General features: G+C 70.1%; 22 protein-coding genes. 4 read left to right on the top strand and 18 right to left on the bottom strand.

Annotated elements, in window-relative coordinates:
- Positions 1 to 144: 144 nt before the first annotated feature.
- The 15 genes from ACWZJV_RS23925 to rimP all read right to left on the bottom strand — a co-directional run bounded on the left by ACWZJV_RS23925 (position 145) and on the right by rimP (position 16,080).
- Positions 145 to 1,329 carry a molybdopterin-dependent oxidoreductase gene (locus ACWZJV_RS23925; protein WP_457179113.1) on the bottom strand — a complete coding sequence of 395 codons (1,185 nt, stop codon included), beginning with the start codon at positions 1,327 to 1,329 and terminating at the stop codon, positions 145 to 147.
- 32 nt (positions 1,330 to 1,361) lie between these two features.
- Positions 1,362 to 3,440, bottom strand: a complete 2,079-nt coding sequence (locus ACWZJV_RS23920) for an MMPL family transporter (RefSeq protein ID WP_457179112.1) — start codon at positions 3,438 to 3,440, stop codon at positions 1,362 to 1,364.
- Between the two features lie 212 nt (positions 3,441 to 3,652).
- Positions 3,653 to 3,928, bottom strand: coding sequence for a 30S ribosomal protein S15 (gene rpsO / locus ACWZJV_RS23915; RefSeq protein WP_008363208.1), 276 nt, complete (start codon positions 3,926 to 3,928; stop codon positions 3,653 to 3,655).
- A 301-nt stretch (positions 3,929 to 4,229) separates the two neighbouring features.
- Entirely contained in the window at positions 4,230 to 5,399 is a 1,170-nt protein-coding gene (locus tag ACWZJV_RS23910) for an HAAS signaling domain-containing protein (protein ID WP_457179111.1), read from the bottom strand.
- Positions 5,396 to 5,722, bottom strand: a complete 327-nt coding sequence (locus ACWZJV_RS23905) for a PadR family transcriptional regulator (protein WP_176884102.1) — start codon at positions 5,720 to 5,722, stop codon at positions 5,396 to 5,398. The genes ACWZJV_RS23910 and ACWZJV_RS23905 overlap by 4 nt, the downstream gene beginning before the upstream one ends.
- A 101-nt stretch (positions 5,723 to 5,823) precedes the next feature.
- Positions 5,824 to 6,693 (bottom strand): hypothetical protein, encoded by an 870-nt coding sequence (locus ACWZJV_RS23900; RefSeq protein WP_457179110.1) that lies wholly within the window; start codon positions 6,691 to 6,693, stop codon positions 5,824 to 5,826.
- A gap of 49 nt (positions 6,694 to 6,742) precedes the next feature.
- The gene (locus ACWZJV_RS23895) at positions 6,743 to 7,663 is read right to left on the bottom strand and encodes a bifunctional riboflavin kinase/FAD synthetase (protein ID WP_457179109.1); all 921 of its coding nucleotides are present in this window, start codon (positions 7,661 to 7,663) and stop codon (positions 6,743 to 6,745) included.
- Positions 7,664 to 7,701: 38 nt separating this feature from the next.
- On the bottom strand, positions 7,702 to 8,730 hold the full coding sequence (locus tag ACWZJV_RS23890) for a hypothetical protein (RefSeq protein WP_196874757.1): 1,029 nt from the start codon (positions 8,728 to 8,730) through the stop codon (positions 7,702 to 7,704).
- A gap of 36 nt (positions 8,731 to 8,766) precedes the next feature.
- Positions 8,767 to 9,660 carry a tRNA pseudouridine(55) synthase TruB gene (gene truB, locus ACWZJV_RS23885; RefSeq protein ID WP_457179108.1) on the bottom strand — a complete coding sequence of 298 codons (894 nt, stop codon included), beginning with the start codon at positions 9,658 to 9,660 and terminating at the stop codon, positions 8,767 to 8,769.
- The gene (rbfA, locus tag ACWZJV_RS23880; RefSeq protein ID WP_457179107.1) at positions 9,657 to 10,112 is read right to left on the bottom strand and encodes a 30S ribosome-binding factor RbfA; all 456 of its coding nucleotides are present in this window, start codon (positions 10,110 to 10,112) and stop codon (positions 9,657 to 9,659) included. The genes truB and rbfA overlap by 4 nt, the downstream gene beginning before the upstream one ends.
- Positions 10,113 to 10,316: 204 nt before the next feature.
- Positions 10,317 to 13,223, bottom strand: a complete 2,907-nt coding sequence (gene infB, locus ACWZJV_RS23875; protein ID WP_457179106.1) for a translation initiation factor IF-2 — start codon at positions 13,221 to 13,223, stop codon at positions 10,317 to 10,319.
- A gap of 93 nt (positions 13,224 to 13,316) precedes the next feature.
- Entirely contained in the window at positions 13,317 to 13,679 is a 363-nt protein-coding gene (locus ACWZJV_RS23870; protein WP_457179105.1) for a YlxR family protein, read from the bottom strand.
- A gap of 77 nt (positions 13,680 to 13,756) precedes the next feature.
- Positions 13,757 to 14,590: an alpha/beta fold hydrolase gene (locus tag ACWZJV_RS23865; protein ID WP_457179104.1), complete on the bottom strand. Its 834-nt coding sequence runs from the start codon at positions 14,588 to 14,590 to the stop codon at positions 13,757 to 13,759.
- A gap of 26 nt (positions 14,591 to 14,616) precedes the next feature.
- Entirely contained in the window at positions 14,617 to 15,594 is a 978-nt protein-coding gene (gene nusA, locus ACWZJV_RS23860; RefSeq protein WP_008363230.1) for a transcription termination factor NusA, read from the bottom strand.
- 3 nt (positions 15,595 to 15,597) lie between these two features.
- The gene (gene rimP / locus ACWZJV_RS23855; protein ID WP_040757156.1) at positions 15,598 to 16,080 is read right to left on the bottom strand and encodes a ribosome maturation factor RimP; all 483 of its coding nucleotides are present in this window, start codon (positions 16,078 to 16,080) and stop codon (positions 15,598 to 15,600) included.
- A gap of 168 nt (positions 16,081 to 16,248) precedes the next feature.
- On the opposite strand from rimP, the gene ACWZJV_RS23850 reads away from it, so the two are divergent.
- Both ACWZJV_RS23850 and ACWZJV_RS23845 read left to right on the top strand, forming a co-directional pair.
- On the top strand, positions 16,249 to 16,686 hold the full coding sequence (locus ACWZJV_RS23850) for a hypothetical protein (protein ID WP_457179103.1): 438 nt from the start codon (positions 16,249 to 16,251) through the stop codon (positions 16,684 to 16,686).
- A complete protein-coding gene (locus tag ACWZJV_RS23845; RefSeq protein ID WP_008363234.1) occupies positions 16,683 to 17,114 on the top strand; it encodes a DUF4439 domain-containing protein in 432 nt (143 codons plus the stop codon). The genes ACWZJV_RS23850 and ACWZJV_RS23845 overlap by 4 nt, the downstream gene beginning before the upstream one ends.
- Before the next feature lie 223 nt (positions 17,115 to 17,337).
- On the opposite strand, the gene ACWZJV_RS23840 is transcribed toward ACWZJV_RS23845, so the two are convergent.
- The 3 genes from ACWZJV_RS23840 to ACWZJV_RS23830 all read right to left on the bottom strand — a co-directional run bounded on the left by ACWZJV_RS23840 (position 17,338) and on the right by ACWZJV_RS23830 (position 21,185).
- Entirely contained in the window at positions 17,338 to 18,042 is a 705-nt protein-coding gene (locus ACWZJV_RS23840) for an HAD family hydrolase (protein WP_457179102.1), read from the bottom strand.
- Positions 18,043 to 18,062: 20 nt separating this feature from the next.
- Positions 18,063 to 19,307: an acetyl-CoA hydrolase/transferase C-terminal domain-containing protein gene (locus ACWZJV_RS23835; RefSeq protein ID WP_457179101.1), complete on the bottom strand. Its 1,245-nt coding sequence runs from the start codon at positions 19,305 to 19,307 to the stop codon at positions 18,063 to 18,065.
- Positions 19,308 to 19,424: 117 nt separating this feature from the next.
- The gene (locus ACWZJV_RS23830; RefSeq protein ID WP_457179100.1) at positions 19,425 to 21,185 is read right to left on the bottom strand and encodes a proline--tRNA ligase; all 1,761 of its coding nucleotides are present in this window, start codon (positions 21,183 to 21,185) and stop codon (positions 19,425 to 19,427) included.
- Positions 21,186 to 21,276: 91 nt separating this feature from the next.
- On the opposite strand from ACWZJV_RS23830, the gene ACWZJV_RS23825 reads away from it, so the two are divergent.
- Both ACWZJV_RS23825 and ACWZJV_RS23820 read left to right on the top strand, forming a co-directional pair.
- Complete coding sequence (locus ACWZJV_RS23825; RefSeq protein ID WP_457179099.1) at positions 21,277 to 22,263, top strand: hypothetical protein; 987 nt, start codon at positions 21,277 to 21,279, stop codon at positions 22,261 to 22,263.
- Entirely contained in the window at positions 22,260 to 23,264 is a 1,005-nt protein-coding gene (locus tag ACWZJV_RS23820; RefSeq protein WP_008363240.1) for a hypothetical protein, read from the top strand. Before ACWZJV_RS23825 ends, ACWZJV_RS23820 begins: the two co-directional genes overlap by 4 nt.
- Positions 23,265 to 23,275 lie beyond the last annotated feature (11 nt).

The raw sequence follows: 23,275 nt of genomic DNA, 5'->3' as shown, positions 1-23,275 counted from the left end.
GTCACTACCGAGGACCGAGCCGGACGGGCGGGCCGCTCCTGGTGATGATCATTTTTCTTCGTACGCCGGCCGGTGGCCGTAGCACTCTCGGTCCAGCCTATCCGCCGACCGCCCGAAACGTGGAACGCGCGCCCCTCTCGCGTCTCACACGACGGTGACCGGGTGCCGCACGACGGCGTCGAAGAAGTAGCCGCCGGGGTTGTGGGCGGCGACATCGGGCTGGGTGCGGCCGGCGCGGTCGGTGGCCCGGACGAGGATCTCGTAGGTCCCCGGCGCGGGGTCGCGCCAGGTGAAGTCCCACTGCGCCCACCCGAGACCGTGGCCGCCGGTGGGGCGGCCCGGCGCGTGCGGGATCGCGGGCGCCCAGGTCTCGCCGCCGTCGGTGCTGATCTCGACCCGCGCGATCGGCGCCGCGCCGGACCAGGACCGGCCGCTCAGCACGATCCGCTCCCCCGCCGGGATCTGCGCGTTCCACGCCAGCTCGAGGGCGGAGCGGACCGGGTTGACGGTCAGCGGACCGTCGACGTTGTACCACTTGGTGTCCCACGGCGAGGTCAGCACACTCGTGGACACCTCCAGCGAGCCGAGCCACTTGATCGACGCGATCCCGATCCAGCCCGGCAGCAGCAGGCGCAGCGGGAAGCCGTGGTCGGGCAGCAGGGCCTCGCCGTTGGCTCCCCACACGAGCAGGGCGTCGTCGTAGGCCTTCTCGATCGGGAACGGCCGGCGCACCCGGCCGTAGTCGACGCCCTTGTCCACATAGCTGGCGTCCAGCCCGGTCGCCTGCACCGAGACCGCGTCGCGGCGGACGCCGACGGCGGTGAGCACGTCCTGGAGGCGTACGCCCTTCCAGCGGACCGCCCCCACCGCACCGAGCGTCCACTTCGTGCCGCTGACCTCCTGGCCCTGCTGGGTGGTGAAGAAGCTGCGGCCGTTGCCGGTGCACTCGTGGACGGAGGTCGTCTCGACGTGCCGGAAGGCCTTGAGGTCGTCGAGGGTGAGCTTCACACCGCCTGGATCGCGCAGCCCGTCGCCGAAGATCTCCAGCTCGTACGTCTCGGGGTCGATCCGCGGGGTCGCGGCGTGGTTGCGCACGAACAGGTCGGCCTGCGGGGTCAGGTAGCGGCGCGGGTCGACCGAGTCCCACCGGGTCTCGGCGTTGGTGCCGTAGTCGATGAACCGCTCCGCGGGCAGCGGCTTGAGGATCGCGGGCGCACCCGCCGCCGCACCGGCGACGACCGAGTCAGTCACCTGGGTAGCGCCCACGGAGGCCGCCCCGAGCGCAGCGGTGGTGAGGAACGTACGTCGGTTCAGACCTGGGGGCGTCATGTCCGGATATTAACATGACCAACTTACTGTTGTTAACGCTTCGCCAGTCTGCTCGGCCACCAGATCCGGTCCCCGGCGTCGAGGTTGATCGCCGTGACCAGGATCGACCGGACGATCATCGTGTCGAGCATGACCCCCAGCGCGACGGTCACCCCGATCTCGGCCAGGAAGACCATCGGCAGCGAGCCGAGCACCAGGAACGTCGCCGCCAGGACGACCCCCGCCGACGTGATCACCCCGCCGGTCGAGGTCAGGCCGACGAGCGACCCCTCCCGGGTGCCGCGGACCTCCGCCTCCTCACGCACCCGCGTCATCAGGAAGATGTTGTAGTCGATGCCCAGCGCGACCAGGAACACGAAGGCGAACAGCGGGAACGCCGGGTCCGTCCCGGCGAACCCGAAGACGTACTCGAACAGCAGCACCGAGATGCCGAGGGCCGCCCCGAACGACAGGATCACCGTGCCGAGCAGGATCAACGGGGCGACCAGCGCCCGCAGGAGCACCATCAGCACCAGCAGCACGACCACCAGGACGATCGGGATGATCACCAGGTCGTCGCGCTGGCTGGCCTCGAGGGTGTCGAGCATCATCGCCGAGGTGCCCGTGACCAGCGCGCCCGATCCGTCCACGTCGTGCACGGCCGAGCGCGCGGCGCCGACGATGTCGTACGCCTCGGGCGAGGTCACGTCGGCGTCGACCACCGCCGCGATCGCGACGACACCGTCCTGGGGCGGGCCGAGCGGGAAGCTCTTCACCTCCCCCGCCGGGGTCTCGGTCGGCACCAGTCCCTCGACCCCGTCGAGCGCCTGCTGCACCTGCGTCTGCGTCGCCGCGTCGGCGACCACGAGCAGCTGGTTGGACTGGTCGGCCATGTCGTGGTCGACCAGGACCTGCAGGCCGGTGATCGAGTCGAACTCCTCGGTGTAGGTCTCGTCGGAGGCCAGCCCGTTGGCGTCGAGCCGCAGCAGACCGAGGCACGCGACGAGCAGGAGGCCGGTGGTGACGATCCAGATCACGCGCGGCCGGACCGAGACGATCGCGCCGACCCTCGCCCACAGGCCGGTCTCGGTCGGCTCCGCCGATCCGTACGCCGGGCGCTTCGGCCAGAAGACCCACCGGCCGCAGATGACCAGCAGAGCCGGCAGCAGAGTGACCATCACCAGGTAGGTCACCGCGATCCCGACGGCGACGACCGGCCCCATCCCCGAGGTCGAGTTCATCTCGGCGAAGGTCAGGCACAGCATCGCCAGGATGACGGTCACGGCGCTGGCGAGGATCGCGGGCGCGGCGCGGTGCAGCGCGTGCGCCATCGCCTCGTGGCGGTCCTCGAAGTTGCGCAGCTCCTCGCGATAGCGGGAGACCAGCAGCAGGGCGTAGTCGGTTCCGGCGCCGATCGCCAGGATGCTCAGGATGGCCTGGCTCTGGCCGTTCACCGTCAGTCCCGCGTCCTTGGCCAGGAAGTAGACCAGGCCCATCGTCACGCCCAGCCCGACCACCACCGAGACGATCGGGAAGACCCAGAGCACGGGGCTGCGATAGACGAACAGCAAGATCACCACCACCACGACGAGCGCGGCCGCGAGCAGTGTCGTGTCGATGCCGCCGAACGCCTCCGCGGCGTCGGCGGCGGAGCCACCCTGGCCGGTGACGTGCAGCCGTACGTCGTCGTGGTCGGCGATCTCACGGATGTCGTCGACGATGCCGGGCATCTTGCTCCAGCCGTCCGAGCCGAGGTCGAAGGTCACCGTGAGCTGGGCGACCTCGCCGTCCTGCGACAGCAGGGGCGGCGCGATGTCACCCTCGACCCCGTCGAGCCCGCCGAGCTCGGCGATGTCGCCCGAGGCGACGCCGGCGAGGTCCTCGCCGGTGACCGTGGTCGAGGTGTAGACGAGCGTGGTGGGGATCGCGTTCGGGTTCTGGAAGGGACTCATCCTCTCGAACCCGCGGGTCGACTCCGCCGAGGCCGGCAGCCAGGAGGCGGCCTCGTTGTTCTGCACCTCGGTGAGCTTCCCGGCGAAACCGCCGAAGGCCACCAGCGCGAGCAGCCAGAGCACCACGACGACGTACTTGGTCCTGGGCCCGGTCAGCGTGCCCGCGATCTGTCGATGCACGGTCTCAAGCCTGCGCCCGATGCACCCGCTCGAACGACCCCAAAACAGGCGAACGGGCCGCCCCCGAGTGGGGACGGCCCGTTGCTCACGAAGATCAAGCAGCGTCGCGAGGTGCGTGCGATGACAAGGCGGGGGCGTGAAGGCAACCGTCAAGCGAAGCGGGTTGTCGAACGCCCCCAACGCCGTCAGCGCGCGTGCATCGCGGCGCTGGATCAGCGACGGAGGCCGAGCTTCTCAATGATCGAGCGGTAGCGCTCGATGTCCTTCTTCTGAAGGTAGTTGAGAAGGCGGCGGCGCTGGCCGACGAGCAGCAGCAGACCACGACGGCTGTGGTGGTCGTGCTTGTGCTCCTTGAGGTGGTCGGTCAGGTGGGAGATGCGGTGCGACAGCAGCGCGATCTGCACCTCCGGCGAGCCGGTGTCACCCTCGGTCGTGGCGTACTCGGCGATGATCTTCTTCTTGGTCTCCGCGTCAGTTCCAACTGCCATGCGAAGGCTCCCTTCCGGCCCGTGGGCCTACTCGTTGCGCGGCGCGCCCGGGCCTGTTCACCGGGGCACTCTTGGTCCGCGGCCGATTTCACGGCTTGAGCTGCCGACCCCCATGGGACGACAACCCGAGAAGATTAACAGCGAGCCGGGGTGCGCCCCGAATCGCCGCCATATCAGGCCACGAGCACGAGCCGTGCCACCAGCCGCCGCAACCGCCACCAGAGCTTCATCGCTTCCTCACCCTCGTCTCTCCGCCATATGGATCGACGCTGCGGAACGGAGATCGGTTGCATCGGTCGGGTCATGGCTTGTCGGCGGTACCCGCGGATGCACTCGGAGATGCGCTCGCGGATGCGCTCGGCGAGCTCGTCGTGACCCCGGGCAGCGACACCTTCGGCACGGTGGCCAGCGGCGGCTCCTGGATCGCCGGCGCGTCCTCACTCCCGTCCGCGAAGGCGTTCGGGTCGAGCGCGGTCTCCGGCTGGACGCGGCTGGGCAGCGGGAAGACGTTGTAGAGCTGCGCGGCACCGTTGGACCACGGGTAGAAGATCCGCGGCTGGAGCGGCTCACCGGTCATCTCGTCGGTGCAGGCCACCTCGGCCATGTCCAGCTCGTCGACGGCGAGCGGCGGCAGCGGAGCGGCACTCGTCGAGGTGCAGTCGGGCTGGGTGACGACGTCGATCGGCTTGCCCTCCTGGTCGAAGAGCTGGACGCCGGTCAGCGGCTTGCCCGAGGCGTCGTACGGGTAGATGTTGTTGACCCACCTGCCGCCGGAGTAGACGCCCGCCTGCTCGTCGATCGGCGCGGCATAGGCGCCGCCGGCCTCGTTGAAGCCGTCGCTCCAGCCGCGGTCGTAGTCGGCGCCGCCGCCACCCCACGTCGCCCAGGTCATGAAGAGCACGAAGGCGGCGAAGACGTTCAGGACCAGGAGCACGACGCGCGCGAGGGTCCCCCGCTCACCACCCGGCCAGACCCGGCCGGCGCCGATGAACATGCTGACCGCAACCGCCACGATGAGCAGCAGAACCGCCGGTGCGCTCGACATGCTCAGGCCGAACACCGCCGAGACCAGAGCGACCGCCGCCCAGGCACGTACGATCCACCACAGCGGTCGCAGCCAGGCGACCACAGGCCCCAGATCCGTACGCAGCAGCTCACCGAGCCTGGCGACCGCGGCGTCGAAGCGGGCGTGGCCGGCGTCGAGGAACCCGTCGACCTGCTCGCGGAACCCCCGAGGCGCCCGCACGCCCACCGGGATCCCGGCGGCGGCCCGCAGCTCCTTGGCGTACTCGACCGGGTCCCCGAGCGCGTCGGGCCCACGGTCCTCGACCAGCTCGGTGAAGTCGGCCTCGAGCCCGTCGGTGATGTCGCTGACCACCTCCGGGTCGAGATCGGCGAGCTCACGGCGTACGCGAGCCAGGAAGAGCCGCACCTCCGGTGCGACGTTCGCCTCTGCATCTGTGGTCGTCATGCTCGTGCCCCTTGGAGGATCTCTGTGACGGTGGTGGAGAAGTGGGACCAGTCCTCGCTCTGCTGCTTGAGCTGGCCTTGTCCGGCAGGCGTGATGCCGTAGTACTTGCGGTGCGGACCGGACTCCGACGGCACGACGTAGGAGGTCAGGGCGCCTGCGGCGTACAGCCGCCGCAGGGTGCCGTAGACCGACGCGTCCCCGACGTCCGTGAGCCCGCTGTCGCGGAGCTTGCGGACGATGTCATAGCCGTACGCATCCTCGCCGTCGACGACGGCCAGGACGGTCAGGTCGAGCACCCCTTTGAGCAGCTGGGTGGTATCCATGCTTCGCACACTACTACGCAGTGCGTACTACTTGCCAGAGCATTGCACCGCGCGCCGCCGAGAAGCTCGGCGGCGGCGAGGACCCAGCCCTCGAGCGGCGTCTAGGAGCGGCCGCGTACGTCCCGGACGAAGTCCTTCCAGGCGGCCGTGTCGCCGGCCGGTCCGGAGCCACCGCGGACGGGGCCGGTGAAGGTGCGCACCTGGACGGGCTGCGCGGGCCGCCCGGAGGGCGAGGTGGGCGCCAGGCTCGTCTGCGCGGTCGGCACGGCGACGCTGGCACGCAGCTGCTGGCCGTAGCCACCGGGCGCCCCAGGCGTGCTGCCGGGCGCACCGCCCGGCGCGCCCCCGGAACCGGAGATGAGCGAGGACATCGGCGTGTACTCCTCCACCTCGTCCCGCTTGCCGGGCACCGCGAGCCAGATCAGCGCGATCAGGAAGCCGATCGCCCACCCGTACGTCAGCCCGTACGCAGCCCCTGACGCGATCACGTCGTCGAGCGAGGCCACCAGCCACCCGGAGCGGCCGTCGCTGAAGTAGGCGTAGATGCTCTCCGCGGCCTGGCCGGCGGCGGTGGCGACGATCGCGGCGAACCAGCAGCCGACGAACACCGGCCAGAACGCGCGCGGCCAGATGCCGACGGTGCCGAGCCAGGTCAGCAGCCAGGTGAGCACGAAGACGGTCGCGGTGAGGACCGCGGAGTGCACCAGGGCGTCGCCGGAGAAGAGGTCGCCGAACCCGCTGTTGCCGAAGTAGGTGAGCCGGTCGCCGAGCAGCGAGGCCACCCAGCCGGCCGAGTTGGTGCCGTTCTCGTCGGCCCAGGTCGAGAACGGGGTCGACCCGGAGAAGAACTGCAGGGCCCAGAGCCCACCGGTGACGAGGACCGCGTTGAGGAGGGCCGGGATGCCGCCGCGGGGGCGCTCGGCCTCGACCTCGGTCTCGTAGACGGACGTGGGCGTGGAGTGGGGATCCATAACCAGCAATTCAACCGCACCCGGAGCCGGCTGAACAGGCCGCCCGGATCTACGAGTCGGTAAGGATCTGGCGCGCCCGCTCCACGTCGGCGTGCATCTGCTCGACGAGCGCGTCGATCCCCTCGAAGGCGACCATGCCGCGCAGCCGCTCGACGAAGGCGACCTCGACCTCGACGCCGTAGAGCTCCAGGTCGTCGCGGTCGAGCACGTAGGACTCGACCCGGCGACCGACCACGCCCTCGAAGGTGGGGTTGGTGCCGACCGAGATCGCCGCCGGGAACCGCTCCCCCGTGTCGCGCCGGGTCAGCCAGCCGGCGTAGATGCCGTCGGGCGGCACCGCGGTCAACGAGTCGGTGGGCACGTTGGCCGTCGGGAAGCCGAGCTCGCGGCCCCGCTGGTCGCCCTTCACGACGACGCCGCGGACGGAGTAGGGACGGCCCAGCGCCTCGGCGGCACCGGTGACGTCACCGGTCGCCAGACACGTACGGATGTAGGTGGAGGACCACACCTGGGGCCCGCCGTCGAGCGGGATCCCCTCGGCGGAGAAGTCGTGGATCTTGCCGTAGGCGATCAGGTCGGCCACGTCGCCGGCGGCCTTGCAGCCGTAGCGGAAGTTGGCGCCGACCACGCACGCCTCGGCGTGCAACGCGTCGACGAGGACCCGCTGGGCGAAGTCGTCGGGCGACCAGTTGGCCATGTCCATGTCGAACGGGAGCGCGAGCACGGCGTCGGCACCGGCGGCGTGCAGCAGCTCGGAGCGCTCCTCCATCGTGGTGAGCACGCCGGGGGCGTGCTCGGGGCGCAGCACCGCCATCGGGTGCGGGTCGAAGGTGACCGCCACCAGCGTGAGGTCCTTGGCGTCCGCCACCTCGCGTCCCCGGCTGATCACGTGCTGGTGCCCGAGGTGGACGCCATCGAAGTTGCCGATGACGACGCACGTGCGCCCCAGGCCGGCCGGCACCTCACTCAAGCTTCGCCACAACACGGCCACAGAATATCGGGGAGTGCTCACTCGGACGTGACCTGGGCCGTCTGTCGGGCACGGAGCGTCAGATAGACCGCGCGCATCCCGACGGCTCGCTCGATCTCGCGCAGCACCGTCCCGAAGAACTGCTCGCGGTAGGTCTCGTCCGTCACGGTCGAGACGGTCAGGTAGAGCGAGGAGAACCCGGCGAGGAACAGCGCGACCTTCACCAGCTCGCCCGACACGTTCGGCAGCCAGGACAGGTTGTGCAGCGACTGCTGACCGGTCCAGCCCATCTGCACCCCGTCGGTCATCACGATCGCGCCGAAGAGGAGGAAGAACGCGAAGACGGCGACCGCGATCAGCACGACCTGGGTGGCCTGGATGACGAGCAGCGCCAGGACCAGGTTCCAGCGCTCGAAGCCCGTCACCTGAGCGAGCTCCGCGGGGTCGGCGCCGCGGCCCTCCCGGGCGTCCTCGACCAGCTCCGCGCAGGCGGCCTCCAGGGGCGTTCCCCGGCAGGTGCGCATCAGGAAGGCGGCGTCCACGTCGTCGTCGATCCGGTCCACCTCCTCGGGCAGCCGGACCAGCAGGAACGCCACCGCCGACCCGGCGAACAGCAGCGTGACCAGCCACAACGCACCCAGGTCGAGGTTGGCCGACATCTCCCAGACCTCGGCGTTGATGAACAGGAACGTCATGAAGAGAAGCAGCAGCGGCAGGGCCCGCAGGGCCATCGGCAGCAGCCTGGTCAGGGACCCGAACGTACGCCCCATCGCCCACACCAGGATCGGCCGGAACCGCATCGCGGTCAGCGCGTACCAGCCCGCAGCGGCGCCGCCCAGGGTCAGCAGCAGCGCCGGCGCCGCACCGAGGTCGCCGGTGGTCCATGCCAGCGCCACCCCGGCCGCCACGGCGACGACCACGACCACCAGGCCCACCCTGACCGTACGCCGCGGCCGCATCGCCGCTCGCACCGCGACGCGCTCCTCGGGGACGAAGTAGGTCAGGCCGTTGTGGCGGAACCACGAGTCGGTGAGCCGAAGCGCCTCGGCCGGTCCGTTCTGCTTCACAAGCGCGTCATCCTCGCAGGCTTTACCGTTCCTCGGTCACCCGACGAAGACCGCGCTCGCCTTCGCGGTCGTCGCGCCGACCGGCTCGTAGAGCGCCAGGAACTCGCCGTCGGGGGCGAACACCGCGGTGAGCCCGTCGAGCGCGAGCTCGAGCTTGCGGCCGTAGCGGACGTCCTGGGCCTGCGCCTCGGAGAGGTCGTAGGAGGTGAACGCGGCGCGGGCGGCCTCGGCCAGCGGCAGCGCCGCGAACTCCTCGGCGAGCTCGTCGAGCGTCCTGGCGACGCCGAGATCGTAGGGCCCGACCGCGGTGCGGCGCAGCATCGTCAGGTGTCCACCGACGCCGAGCGCCTCCCCGACGTCGCGGGCGATCGCCCGGATGTATGTGCCCGAGGAGCAGCGCACCGAGATGTCGACATCGACGACGTCGCCCTCCCGCCGGAGCTCACCGACGGTGAGCTCGTGCACGGTGACCGGCCGGGCCTTCAGCTCGACCTGCTCCCCGTCGCGTACGCGTTGGTAGGCGCGCTTGCCGTCGACCTTGATCGCCGACACCGCGGTCGGCACCTGGAGGATGTCGCCGACCTGGGTGGCGAAGGCGCTTCGTACGCGCTCCTCGTCGAGGCCGGCGGCGGAACGCGTCTCGACGCGATGGATCGAGCTTGTCGAGATCACCTCACCCTCGGCGTCGTCCGTGGTCGTCGAGACCCCGAGCCGCACCGTCGCGGAGTAGGCCTTCTCGGTCAGCATCAGGTGGCCGAGGAGCCGGGTGGCCCGCTCCACCCCCAGGACGAGTACGCCGGTGGCCATCGGGTCCAGGGTGCCGGCATGCCCGACCTTGCGGGTGCCGGCCAACCGCCGGACGCGCGCGACGACGTCGTGGGAGGTGACACCGGCAGGCTTGTCGACGATGACGAGGCCGGAGGGACTCACTCCCCCTCGTCCTCGTCCCACTCGTCCTCGATCTCGCGGGGCTTCTTGTAGGGGTCGGCCTCGCCGGCGTAGGTCTCCCCACGAGCGGCGGCGACCGCGTCGTCCTGCGCCTTGGCGCGGGCGAGCACGTCGTCGAGATGGCGGGCCGTCTCCGGCAGCGCGTCGTGGATGAACTCCAGCGTCGGGGCGGTGCGGGTGCCGAGCTGTTTGGCGACCTCGGAGCGGATCAGCCCCTTGGCCGACTCCAGCGCCGCGGCCGTACCGGCCAGCTCGGCCTCGGAGTCGGCGCCCAGCACCGTGTAGAAGATCGTCGCCTGCTGACTGTCGCCGGTCACCCGCACGTCGGTGACGGTGACGAACCCGATCCGCGGATCCTTGATCCGCCGCTCCAGCATCTGCGCCACGATGACCTTGATCCGGTCAGCGATCCGGCGAACCCGTGGGCTACTCATGTTCACACTCTCTCAAACCGCGCCGAATCGGCGCTAATGTCTCAACTCGAAGCGCCGAGTCGGCGCTCATGTCTCACGAACTGGCGCCGAGTCGGCGCGTATTCCCGGGGCAGACGCGCCGACTCGACACGTACGTCCGGGACAAACGCGCCGAGTCGACGCATCTGTGCGGGACAGATGCGCCGACTCGGCAGGGGTTGGGGATCAGCCCCGGGGAATCTCCACCATCTCGAAGGCTTCGATGATGTCGCCTTCCTTGATGTCCTGGAAGTTCTTCAGGACCAGACCGCACTCGAAGCCCTCGCGGACCTCGGAGGCGTCGTCCTTCTCGCGGCGCAGCGAGGCCAGGTCGAGGTTGTCGGCCGCCACGGCGCCGTCGCGCAGGACGCGAACCTTGGCGTTGCGGCGGATGAGACCGCTGGTGACCATACAACCGGCGATGTTTCCGGCCTTGGACGAGCGGAAGATCGCACGGATCTCCGCCTGACCGAGGACCCGCTCCTCGTACTCCGGCTTGAGCATGCCCTTGAGGGCCGCCTCGATCTCCTCGATCGCCTGGTAGATGACCGAGTAGTAGCGGATCTCGACACCCTCGCGGTCGGCCATCTCCGTCGCCTTGCCCTGCGGGCGGACGTTGAAGCCGATGATGATCGCGTCGGAGGCAGCAGCCAGGTCGACATTGGTCTCGGTGATCGCACCGACACCGCGGTCGATGACCCGGATGGAGACCTCGTCGCCACCCACGTCGATCTTGGCCAGTGCGTCCTCGAGCGCCTCGACCGAACCGGACACGTCGCCCTTGAGGATGAGGTTGAGCTCCTGGCTCTCGCCCTTCTCCATGGAGGCCATGAAGTCCTCCAGCGTGCGGCGTACGCGGCGCTTGGCCTGCTGCGCGGCACGCTCGCGTGCCTCGCGCTTCTCGGCGATCTGGCGAGCCATCCGGTCGTCCTCGACGACCAGGAAGCTCTGACCGGCACCCGGCACCGCCGAGAGACCCAGGACCATCGCCGGACGCGACGGGGTCGCCTCGGTGATCTCGTGGCCGTACTCGTCGATCATCGCGCGGACACGACCGTGGGCCGGGCCGGCGACGATGGACTCACCCACGCGCAGCGTGCCGCGCTGGACCAGGATGGTCGCGACCGGGCCGCGGCCACGGTCGAGGTGAGCCTCGATCACGATGCCCTGCGCGTCCTGGCTGGCGTTGGCCTGCAGGTCGAGCGAGGCGTCGGCGGTCAGCACGACGGCCTCGAGAAGGCCATCGATGTTGATCCGCGACTTCGCCGAGATCTCGACGAACATCGTGTCGCCGCCGTACTCCTCGGGGATGAGGCCGTACTCGGTCAGCTGGCCACGGACCTTGGTCGGGTCCGCCTCCGGCTTGTCGATCTTGTTGATCGCGACCACGATCGGGACACCGGCCGCCTTGGCGTGGTTGAGCGCCTCGATGGTCTGCGGCATCACACCGTCATCGGCCGCGACCACGAGGATCGCGAGGTCCGAGGACTGCGAACCGCGGGCACGCATGGCGGTGAACGCCTCGTGACCCGGGGTGTCGATGAAGGTGATCTTGCGCTCGGTGCCGTCGACCTCGGTGGAGACCTGGTAGGCACCGATGTGCTGGGTGATGCCGCCGGCCTCGCCCTCGATGACGTTGGCGTCACGGATGGCGTCGAGCAGCTTGGTCTTACCGTGGTCGACGTGACCCATGACGGTGACGACCGGCGGACGGACCGTCCAGTCGGACTCGTCGCCCTCGTCGCCGAGCTCGATGTCGAAGGACTCCAGCAGCTCGCGGTCCTCGTCCTCCGGGGAGACGACCTGGACGACGTAGTTGAGCTCCTCACCGAGCAGCTCGAGGGTCTCGTCGTTGACGGACTCGGTCGCGGTGACCATCTCACCGAGGCCGAACAGCATCTGCACCAGCTGAGCCGGGTCGACGTTGATCTTCTCGGCGAAGTCGGTCAGCGAGGCGCCACGGGCGAGACGCACGGTCTCCCCGTTGCCCTTGCGTACGCGGATGCCACCGATCGTCGGGGCCTCCATGGCCTCGAACTCCTGGCGACGCGCCCGCTTCGACTTCCGGCCACGACGCGAGGGACCACCCGGGCGACCGAAGGCACCCTGGGTCGTTCCGCGGCCGCCGGGACGACCGGCACCGGGACGACCGCCACCGGGACCGCCGCCGAAGCCGCCGCCACCGGGACGACCGGCACCGCCGCCACCACCGGGACGCCCACCGGCGCCCGGACGACCGCCGCCACCGGGACGACCCGGGGCACCGGCACGACCACCGGGACCGCCACCAGGACGGGCACCGAACGCGGCCGGGGACTTCGGCATCATCGCCGGGTTGGGACGCGGCATGCCGGGACGGCCACCGGTCTGGCCACCCTCACGGGCGGCAGCAGGACGCGGCGGACGCTGGTCGCCACCGGCCGGGGCACCGCCCTGGCCACCCTGGCCTCCACCCTGGCCGCCGGGACGCGGACGCCCCATGCCCTGGTTGGAGGAGAACGGGTTGTTGCCCGGGCGCGGAGCGCCGGGCTTGCCGACCGGACGCGGTCCGGGACGACCGGTACCGGCGCCACCGGCGCCACCCGCGCCACCGCGGGCCGCGGGGGCCTGCGGACGGGCGCCGGGCTTCGGGGCGCCAGGCTTGGGCGCACCCGGCTTGGCAGCCGCCGGCTTCGGGCTGGGCTTGGGCGCGGTGGGGGCCGATGCCGACGCCGCAGGCGCGACCGGTGCGGCCTCGGCCTTCTTGGCCGGGGGCTTCGGGCCGGGCTTGGGCGCGGCCGGCTTGGACGCAGCGGGCGCCTCGGCAGGCTTCTCGGGCGCCGTGTCCGCAGCCTTCTTGGGGGCCGCAGGCTTGGGAGCTGCCGGCTTCGGGCCGGGCTTGGGGGCAGGCTTCTCGTCGGTGGACGCGGAACCACCCTTGCCGCCGGCCTTCAGGCCGGGGCCGATCTCCTTGCGGAAACGCATCTCCGCAGGCAGCTCGACGGTCGAGCTCGCCGACTTGACGAACTCACCCATCTCCTTGAACTTCTCGAGAACGAACTTGCTCTCGACTCCGAACTCTTTGGCGAGCTCGTGGACTCGGGTCTTAGCCACGCTTCTCCTTCTGGCCACAGACCCAAATCCGGGTGAAAACTGTGACCACTAGTGGGTGTAGAACACGCTCATCGCGAAGTACTCATCGAGTGCTCATGAGCTTTTGCTCCAATTCCTGGTCAGTTGACCGTCGGCGACGGTCGTGGGTGTCTGGCGCAAGTCGAGGTAGTCCTCCACCGGTGCGCTGGAAAGCCCGCCCTCGGCCCCCTTACCTTTCGGGAACAGGGCCCGGGTGAACGCCTTCCGGCGCACCGCGAGTTCGTAGCACTCACGCGTGGGGTGCAGATGCGCCCCTCGCCCGGGTGCGGTGGCTGTCGGATCGGGCACCACGGCCGGCTGGCCGTTGCGGTCCGAGCCGGCGGTCACCCGCAACAACTCGCGCTTGGCGGCTCGCTTCCGGCAACCAACGCACGTACGGACAGGTCCGTGCTGCGTAGTTTCTTCGAGGCGTTCCACCGATCCTTAACACTACCGCTTCCGGGGTTCGGTAGACGAAACCGGGGCACAGGTCGTTCTTATTCCGTGACCCGCGCTCACAAGATGGCGGCGATCTCCGGCCACGCCAGCAGCCCGAGCTCGCGGTCGGCGCGCTCCGACCCGCCCCAGGCGAGCGTCCGGCTCGGCGGGAGCACCGGCTCCCCCGGCAGCACGACCCGGTGACCGGCCTCCGGATGGGTGACCACGATCGTCTCCATGTCGTGGGCCGTACGCCGCCGCCGGACCGCCTCGGCGAAGAGGACCGAGGGCCACAGCGCGTCGTCTCCCCCGGCGACCACCACGACGTCACCGGCGATGCGCTCGACCGGGATGGTCGCCGCGGGGACGCGGTCGGCGTACTTCTCCAGGGCCGCGAGGTAGGCCTCGCAGAACGACGGCAGCTCCCCGTCGGCCTCCTTGACGGCATCCTCGATCGCCTCGTCGGCGAAGGGCACGAACGGCACCTGCTCGCCGCGCAGCGTCCACGAGGAGCGCTGCGGCCGCTCGTCGCTGAGGCCGGCCCAGGAGACGTACGTCGGGGAGATCGCGACGACCGCGTCGATCTCGGGATGCAGGGTGCCGAGCAGCAGCGCGGCCTGGGCACCCCAGGACGTCCCGAGCACCACCAGCCGCTCGTAGCGGGAGTGGAGGTCGGTAAGGACGTCGTCGAACGTCTCCAGCGGCACCAGCCGGGCCTCTCCCGGCTGGCCGGGGCCACGGAAGTAGCGGATCGACGCCGCGGTGACCCCGTGGGAGGCGAACATCCGGCACCGGTCGGTCTCGATCCGTCCCGAGGACCCCGAGAGGACGAGTACGCCGGTGGTGGCCCCCTCCGGCTCCAGCAGGACGCCTTCGGGGTCGGTCAGAGTGGTCTCACGCACGCTGGACATGCGCACAGGCTAACGCCGCGCCGGACTCAGGCGACCGGGGTCTCCTCGTCGGAGCGGATGTCGATGCGCCAACCGGTGAGGCGGGCTGCCAGGCGGGCGTTCTGCCCCTCCTTGCCGATCGCCAGCGAGAGCTGGTAGTCGGGCACCACGACGCGGGCGGACTTCGTCGCCTCGTCGATGATCTCGACCGAGGAGACCCGGGCCGGCGACAGGGCGGAGGCGACGAGCACCTTCGGGTCCTCGGACCAGTCGACGATGTCGATCTTCTCGCCCTGCAGCTCGGACATGACCTGGCGGACCCGCTGGCCCATCGGGCCGATGCAGGCACCCTTGGCGTTGACGCCGGGGACGGTCGACTTGACCGCGATCTTGGTGCGGTGGCCCGCCTCGCGAGCGATCGCGGCGATCTCCACGGTGCCGTCGGCGATCTCGGGCACCTCGAAGGAGAAGAGCTTCTTGACGAGGTTGGGGTGGGAGCGCGAGAGCGTGATCTGCGGGCCGCGCATGCCCTTGCGCACGCTCACGACCAGGGCCTTGATCCGGGTGCCGTGGCCGTAGTCCTCGCCCGGCACGCGCTCGGAGAGGGGGATGACGCCCTCGAGCCGGCCCAGGTCGACGAGCACGTCGTCGGGGTTGCGGCCCTGCTGGATGACGCCGGAGAGGATGTCGCCCTCCTTGCCGGAGAACTCACCGAACTTCACGTCGTCCTCGGCGTCGCGCAGCCGCTGCAGCACGATCTGCTTGGCCGTGGTGGCCGCGATCCGGCCGAAGCCCTCGGGCGTGTCGTCGTACTCCCCGACGACGTTGCCCTCGTCGTCGACCTCGGAGGCCAGCACGCGGACGTGACCGGTCTTGCGGTCCAGGTCGACCCGCGCCTTCGTCTGGGCGCCCTCGGTCTTGTGATAGGCCGTCAGCAGCCCCTGCTCGATCGCCTCGACGAGCACATCGAGCGAGATCTCCCGCTCCCGCTCCAGCATCCGCAGGATGCTCATATCGATGTCCATGGCCTACTCCCCCTCGTCGATCCGCTTGAACTCGATCTGCACAAGCGCCTTCTTCACGTCCGCGTACGCCACCTCGCGGCGCTTCCCGCTCACCTCGAGGCTCACCCGGTCCTCGTCGGACTCCTTGACGCGTCCGGTGAACGTGGACCCGTCGGTGGCGGTCACCTTGACCAGGCGACCCTTGTTGCGGCGCCAGTGGCGCGGCAGGGTCAGCGGCCGGTCGACACCGGGAGAGGTGACCTCGAGCGTGTAGGGCTGCTCACCCATGACGTCGGACTCGTCGAGGACCCGGTTGACCTCACGGGTCGCCTCGGTGACCTCCTCATGGGTGATCCCACCGTCCTTGTCGACGGCGATCCGCAGGATCCGGCGCTTGCCGGCCGGCGTGATCTCCACGGCCTCGATGTCGAGACCCAGGGCCTGGAGCGGGTCGGCGAGGGCCTTGTCGATGGCACTCGCGATCGCGTCCTTCCGCTCAGCACTCAACGCGATCTCCCCCTGCATCCTGTTGTCCGGTCCTGTTGTCGTGCGCCTCCGAGCACGCGGCGCCTCTGGTGACACCATACCTGTACGCCTCGGGTGTCTCGAACGCCGCGCGGCTGTGTTGGAAAGCCGCTGACGCGGCTCCCGCGGGGTGTCGTTAGGGTTCCTCACGTGACCAGCGCACGTGCCCTCCGGATGCTCTCTCGGCGCACCGCCGTGGGTGCTGCCGTGGTCGCTCCGCTGGCCGCCTCGGCGTGTTCGGCCTCGGAGACGCTGGATCATGTCAAAGCCCCTCCACCCAGCACTCCCCCGGCCCCTGCCAACCCCGACCAGAGTGTGATCGACGCCACGGTCGCGGAGATCCTCGGCACCGACGACGGGGCTCCGGCGGCGTTCGTCCAGCTCCACCGCGTGCACATCGAGGCACTGGCGCCGACCAAGGGGGTGACCGCCGCGCCCGCGAGCGGACGCTGGCAGGAACGACAGCTGGCCCTGGTCTCGACGCTCACCGCCGCCGCCGGTCGCGCGGCGGACCCGCAGCTGATCACGCTGCTCGCCTCGGCCGCCGCCGGCCAGCAGCAGCTCCTCCACGGACGGGGGCTGGCATGACGACCGCGGACACCGCCTCGACGGAGGCCGTCCAGGCGGCACTCGCCGTCGAGCACGCCGCGATCTTCGTCCTCGGCGCGCTCGGCGGGCTCACCTCCGCCTCTGCCGCACCGGCCCTGGCGCGGGCGCTGACCGACGCCTACGACGACCACGTGAACGCCCGGGAGGCACTGGCCGCGCACGTGGTGGCCGCCGGGATCGAACCGGTCGCGCCCTCGGCCGTCTACGACCTGCCCGGCCGGATCGGCACGGAGGCCCGCATCGCCGCTGCGGCGCTGCGCCTGGAGAAGGACACCACCGCGACCTACCTGTCGCTGGCCCCGAAGGCGACCGGCACCGACCGGACCCTGCTGATCCAGCTGCTGTGCCGGGCGGCCGCGCGGCAGCTCGATCTGGGCGCGAAGCCGTCCGCGTTCCCGGGGACCTGAGCCGCTCAGGCCCGAAAAGCCGAGATGGCCCGCGAACCGTCCGGCGCGGGAGACTCCCGAGATGTCTCCCGAGACCGGGCGGCTCGCGGGCCAGGTTGTGGCCTGGACACGAGGCCTGAGAAGTCGCCTTCGGCTGAACTCCTCTTGCAGAAGTATGCAATCCCCGCTCAGAGTGGCCCAGACCCGCAAAAGCGCATTGCAAGAACTTGCAACTTTTCTGGCGTCATTCCCAGGAGCGGATGATGTGGTGTATGTCGCTCAACCGGTGGGCGACGGCGTCCGGGGAGCCCTCGCTGTGGCCGACCTGGCTGCTCGGGATGTTGCTGTGCGGGATGTGGATCGCCCGAAGACCGGCCTCCTGAGCACCGTACACATCGTCGAAGAGCCTGTCGCCCACGTAGACGCATCGAGACGGATCCGAGACCTTCACGGCCGCCATCGCCGCGTGGAACGCCTCCTCGGCCGGCTTCGTCCACGGGACCTCGGAGGTGTAGACGTCACCGTCGAGCAGATCGAGCACGCCGTCACGCTCGAAGAACCCGCGATGCCACGCGCGCGGCCAGATCGTGTTGGACAGCACCCCGACGCGTACGCCGTCGGCGCGGAGCGCCTCCCACAGCGGCCCGACCTCGGAGTCGGTCAGCGTGTGCGGCTCCCAGAACTCGTAGTAGGCGTCGAGCAGCTCCGGGTCGTGCTCGAGTCCGGCCTCGGCGAAGAGATCGTCGACCGTGGAGCTCTGCTGATGGTCGCGGCTCCGGGCCCAGATCGTGTCGCCGGCCTGGTGGAGCCGGGTCGCGTTGACCGGGTGGTCGTCGTCGCAGGCTCCTCTGACCGCCTGGGCGAGCGCCAGCGACTCCGCATGGAAGTCGATGTCGTGCCACTTCGTCAGCGTGCCGCCCCAGTCGAAGATCACCGCGTCGATCGCCATGGCCCGACCCTAGCGGCGACTCAGCGGGACGGTCGCGCCGTTTCGGCGGCCTCGGTGAGCTGCTCGCGGAAGTCGGGGTGGGCGCAGCGGTCGATGATCCGCCGGGCCCGGGCGGCGGGCGAGAGACCGCGCAGGTCGGCGACGCCCTGCTCGGTGACGACCACCTGGACGTCGTGGGCGGTGTGGTCGACGTGGCGTACGAACGGCACGATGCGCGAGACGGCGCCGTCCTCGGCCGTCGAGGGCGCGACGAAGAAGTTGAGGTGGGCGTTGCTCGCGAAGTCTCCCGAGCTCGCGACGGCGTTCACGTTGCCGTGGATGTCGGCCTCCGTCATCGAGTCGATCGCGATGAGGCCGAGCCGGCGGATGACCTCGGGGTGGTTGGAGATCTCCTGTGGGCGCAGCAGGACCCGGCCCTTGTAGTGGTGGATGTCGCCGTTGAACCGGCGCGCACCCGCCTCGGAGAGGCCGAACGAGGTCGCCGAGACCCCGATCAGCTTCCCGGAGTCGAGGAGGTCGAGGACACCGTCCCGGATCGTGTCGGTGTAGGCCGTCAGGTGCTCGAACTCGGCCTTCTGCAGGCCGGCGAGGACCGCGTCGCCGACGTCTCCGGCACCGGCGTGGAGCGGGAGCAGGCTGTGATGGAGTCGGTCGTGGCGTACCTCGTGACGGAGGAAGTCCACGACCAGGTCGGCCATCGCGTGGCTCTCCTCCCCGATCGGGCTCGGCGGCGAGCCCAGATCGGGACGGTCGGTCTCGACGACGGCGACGACCTTGTCGGGATCGACCAGGAGGTAGGGGTCACCGATGCGCTGCGTCGGTGTCGTCAGCTGGATCGGCGCCCGCAGCGGTGGCAGCCGGGTGCCGTGATGGATGTCGTGGAACCCCTCGAACCCGCGTGGGTGCCAGCTGTTGACCTCGAGGACCACCGTGTCGGCGAGGTCGAGCCAGGTCTGGTTGTTGCCGACGCTGCTCCCCGGGACGAGCAGCCCGTTGGGCAGGATCGCCGCCACCTCGACCACCGCGACGTCGAGGGCGCCGTAGAAGCCGGAGACTGCGTGCTGGGCGACCCGCGAGTGACGTACATCGACGTCCTCCGGCCACTCCCGGACCTCGCCCAGCGCCTCCGGCACGGCCTTCGGGTGGCCGGCTCCGGCGAACCCCGAAAGCGCCACGGTCTCCCCCGGGCCGATCTGCGCGGCCGCCTCCGCCGCGCTCGTCACCCGCCCGGCGAGCGTACGGTCAAGAATCCTGTCCCCCGTCATGGGGTCGATCTTGCCCCAACCGCCACCGCCGAATCCGCAGAAGTGGCGGCCGAGAATGTAGTTGTGGGCGACGAAACTCGAGTTTCGTCGCCCACAACTACAGATTCGGCGGGTGGGTCAGCCGGCGACGACCTCGGTCAGGTGGGCGACGGCCTCGGCGAGCGCGACCTCGGTCTTCTCGCCGCTCTTCCGGTCCTTGACCTCGATCTTGCCCTCGACCAGGCCCTTGCCGACGGTGACGATGGTCGGGACGCCGATGAGCTCGGCGTCCTTGAACTTCACGCCGGGCGAGACCTTGGGGCGGTCGTCGTAGAGCACGTCGATGCCGGCGGCCTCGAGCTCCTCGGCGAGCGTGGCGGCGGCCTCGAAGACGGCCGAGTCCTTGCCGGTTGCGACGAGGTGGATGTCGTACGGAGCGACGTTGCGGGGCCAGGCGAGGCCGATCTCGTCGAGGGTGCCCTCGGCGATCGCGGCCACGGCGCGGGTGACGCCGATGCCGTAGGAGCCCATCGTGACGGTGACCAGCTTGCCGTTCTCGTCGAGCACCTGCAGGCCGAGCGCGTCGGCGTACTTGCGGCCGAGCTGGAACACGTGGCCCATCTCGATGCCGCGCGCCAGCGTCAGCGGGCCGGAGCCGTCGGGAGCCGGGTCGCCCTCGCGGACCTCCGCGGCCTCGATGGTGCCGTCGGGGGTGAAGTCACGGCCGGCGACCAGGTCGATGACGTGCTTGCCCTCGACGTTGGCGCCGGTGACCCAGCGGGTGCCGGTGACCACGCGCGGGTCGACGAGGTAGCGGATCCCGGACTCGGACTTCTCGCCGAGCACCTCGGGGCCGATGTAGCCCTTCACGAGCGAGGCGTGCTTCTTGAGCTCGACGTCGTCCATGGGCTCGACCTCGATCGGCTCCAGCTGGCCCTCGAGACGCTTGATGTCGACGTCGCGGTCACCGGGCAGGCCGACCGCGAGCGGCTCGACGGTGCCGTCGGGGTGGCGCAGCGTCAGCAGCACGTTCTTCAGCGTGTCGCCGGCCTCCCAGGGACGGTCGTCCCGCGGGAACGCCTTGTTGAGGTGGTCGACGAGCGTCTGGATCGTCGGGGTCTCGGGGGTGTCCTCGGCGTGAGCAGCGGGGACGCCCTCGTAGGAGATCGGCTCGGGGGCCAGCGTCGTGACCGCCTCGACGTTGGCGGCGTAGCCGCCGGGCGAGCGTACGAAGGTGTCCTCGCCGGCCTCGGAGACGGCCAGGAACTCCTCGGAGGCCGAGCCGCCCATCGCGCCGGAGGTCGCCTTCACGATGACGTACTCGAAGCCGAGGCGGTCGAAGACCCGGACGTACGCGTCGCGGTGGGCCTGGTAGGCCGCCTCGAGGCCCTCGTCGGTGACGTCGAAGGAGTAGGAGTCCTTCATGATGAACTCACGGCCGCGCAGCAGGCCCGCGCGGGGGCGAGCCTCGTCGCGGTACTTGGTCTGGATCTGGTAGATCGACAGCGGCAGGTCCTTGTAGGAGCCGTAGAGGTCCTTGACCAGGAGCGTGAACATCTCCTCGTGCGTGGGGCCGAGCAGGTAGTCGGCCTCCTTGCGGTCCTTGAGCCGGAAGATGCCGTCGCCGTACTCCGTCCAGCGGCCGGTCGCCTCGTAGGGCTCGCGGGGCAGCAGCGCCGGGAAGTGCACCTCCTGGGAGCCGATCGAGGCCATCTCCTCGCGGATGATCTGCTCGACCTTGCCGAGCACGCGCAGGCCCAGCGGCAGCCAGGAGTAGATCCCCGGAGCGGCGCGGCGGATATAGCCGGCACGGACAAGCAGCTTGTGGCTCGCGACCTCGGCGTCGGCGGGATCCTCACGCAGGGTCCGCACGAACAGGGTCGACATACGGGCGATCATGCGGGCAAGCGTACGGCGCACCGGACCGCTCCCGCGAACCGGTTGGAATTGGCGTTGCAACCGCGGCGGCGGCCCGCGCATCTTAACTTTCATGAGAGGTATCCGAATCCCGGCACTGGCCACGGCCATCCTTGCTGCTCTCATGCTCCCGGTGACACTCCTGTCACCGGCTTCTGCCGCCACATCCGTCAGCGTCCGTCCGCTCCCGCTGCCCATGGGAGCGCCGCCGACGGTCCCCTACATCGCCGGCTCGGTGGGCAACTTCGACGTCGTCGACGGGGAGACGAGGCTTTCGATCCCGATGTCAGACTCCGGCCACGCCAATCTCCTCGGTGCCTCGGGCAACGGCTATCTGGTACGCGTCTTCCCGGAGCACCGAATCGTGCGTGTGGAACCGGGAAAGGCCCCGAAGCAGCTCATCGACCTGAGCCTGGCCGAGGACGCGAGGCTCACCTCCGACGGCCGCTACCTGCTGCTGCTCACCTATCCGAACGACAACGCCGTCGCGCGTGTCCTGGACGCCGCGACGGGACAGCAGATCGCTCGCCGCACGTTCCGGGTCAGCTCTCGCGTGATTCCCCTCGACGTACGCGGAACGACGGTCCTGATGGGCGCCCATTCGCCTTCCCGGACGCTCACCTGGAACTGGAAGACCGGGGCCATCGTCACGATCGGGAACCGGACGGCGTACGTGGCTTCCTACGCCTCCGACCGGCTGGCGACCTATGACGCGTTCTCGGGACAGCCGGAGTGCACGTACGTCTCGAAGATCTCCACCCCGGCGACGACGACCTGGCGCACGTGCACCGAGAAGGTCGCCTCCTTCTCGCCGGACGGCGCTCGGATCGCCACCGAACCGAATGACGGCGGCATCGCGAACGTGAAGCGCCGCAGCCTCAACGGCACCCTGCTGACCACCTACACCAACATGAACGGGGTCTGGGCAGAAGCCTGGGAGACCAACTCCCGGATCCTGCTGAAGTCCTACCCCAACGACCGAACGACCAACTGGCTGGTCCGCTGCGAGGCCGCAGTCTGCGAGCGCGCCGCCAAGGGACACATCGAGGACCTGACATGAAGACGACACTCATCCGCGTCCTGGCAGGCATCACCCTGGCCGCCACCGCGCTCTCACTGCTCACCTCACCGGCATCCGCGGCCCCGACCGTCGACGTACGTCCCCTGCCTCTGCCCGTCGGCGAGAGTCCGACGGTGCCTTACCTGCACCGGCCCTCGTCCGAGTCGGTCTCGGTGGTCGACCCGGCGACTGGCATGAAGACCCCGGTCGCCCTCGTGGGCGACGAGCTCGACGAGTTCACGCTGCTCGGCCGGTCCGGGAAGGGCTTCGTCCTGCGGGTCACCAACCGGGACATCGACCGGATCGTCCGCGTCCAGCTCGACGTCCCGCAGAAGACGCTCGCCAACCTGCACTACTCGGCGAAGGCACGGCTCTCGGCCGACGGCCGCTATCTGCTGCACACGTCCTACCCGAGCACCGGTGGCATCCGAGTCGTCGTGCGCAACGCCACCACCGCGGCCACGGTCGCCGGACGCACCTTCAGGGCGGCGACCCGGCCCGAACCGGTCGACGCGAGCGGCACCCGCGTGCTGATAGGCGGCTTCAGCACTCCGCGCACGTTCGTGTGGGACTGGAGGGCCGGGACGATCCGGACGATCGCCTCCCGCAGCGCATACGCCGGGAGCTTCGCATCCAACCGGCTGGCGACGTACACGAAGGACCCGTCGAACCTCGACGCCTGCTCGGTGGTCTCCACCGTGTCCGCTCCCGGCACCACGCTGTGGCGCGGCTGCCTCGAGGCGGTGGCGTCGTTCGCACCCGACGGCGCCCGGTTCGCGACCAACGCGATCGAGCACGAGAACCACGCCGACGTCGTGCGTCGCCGCAGCCTCCGCGGCACGCTGCTGACCACCTATCGCAACCCCAACGGGCTGTGGATGTACGCCTGGGAGACCAACACCCGGATCCTGATGCGGTCCTACCCGGGTAACGGCAGCGGCGGCTGGCTGGTGCGCTGTGAGGCCACCGACTGCGAACGCGCCTGGCGGGCGTACTCCTAGAACATCGCCGG

This window comes from Nocardioides sp. WG-D5, from assembly GCF_054031175.1.
This window is presented reverse-complemented; position numbering and strand designations above follow the sequence as displayed.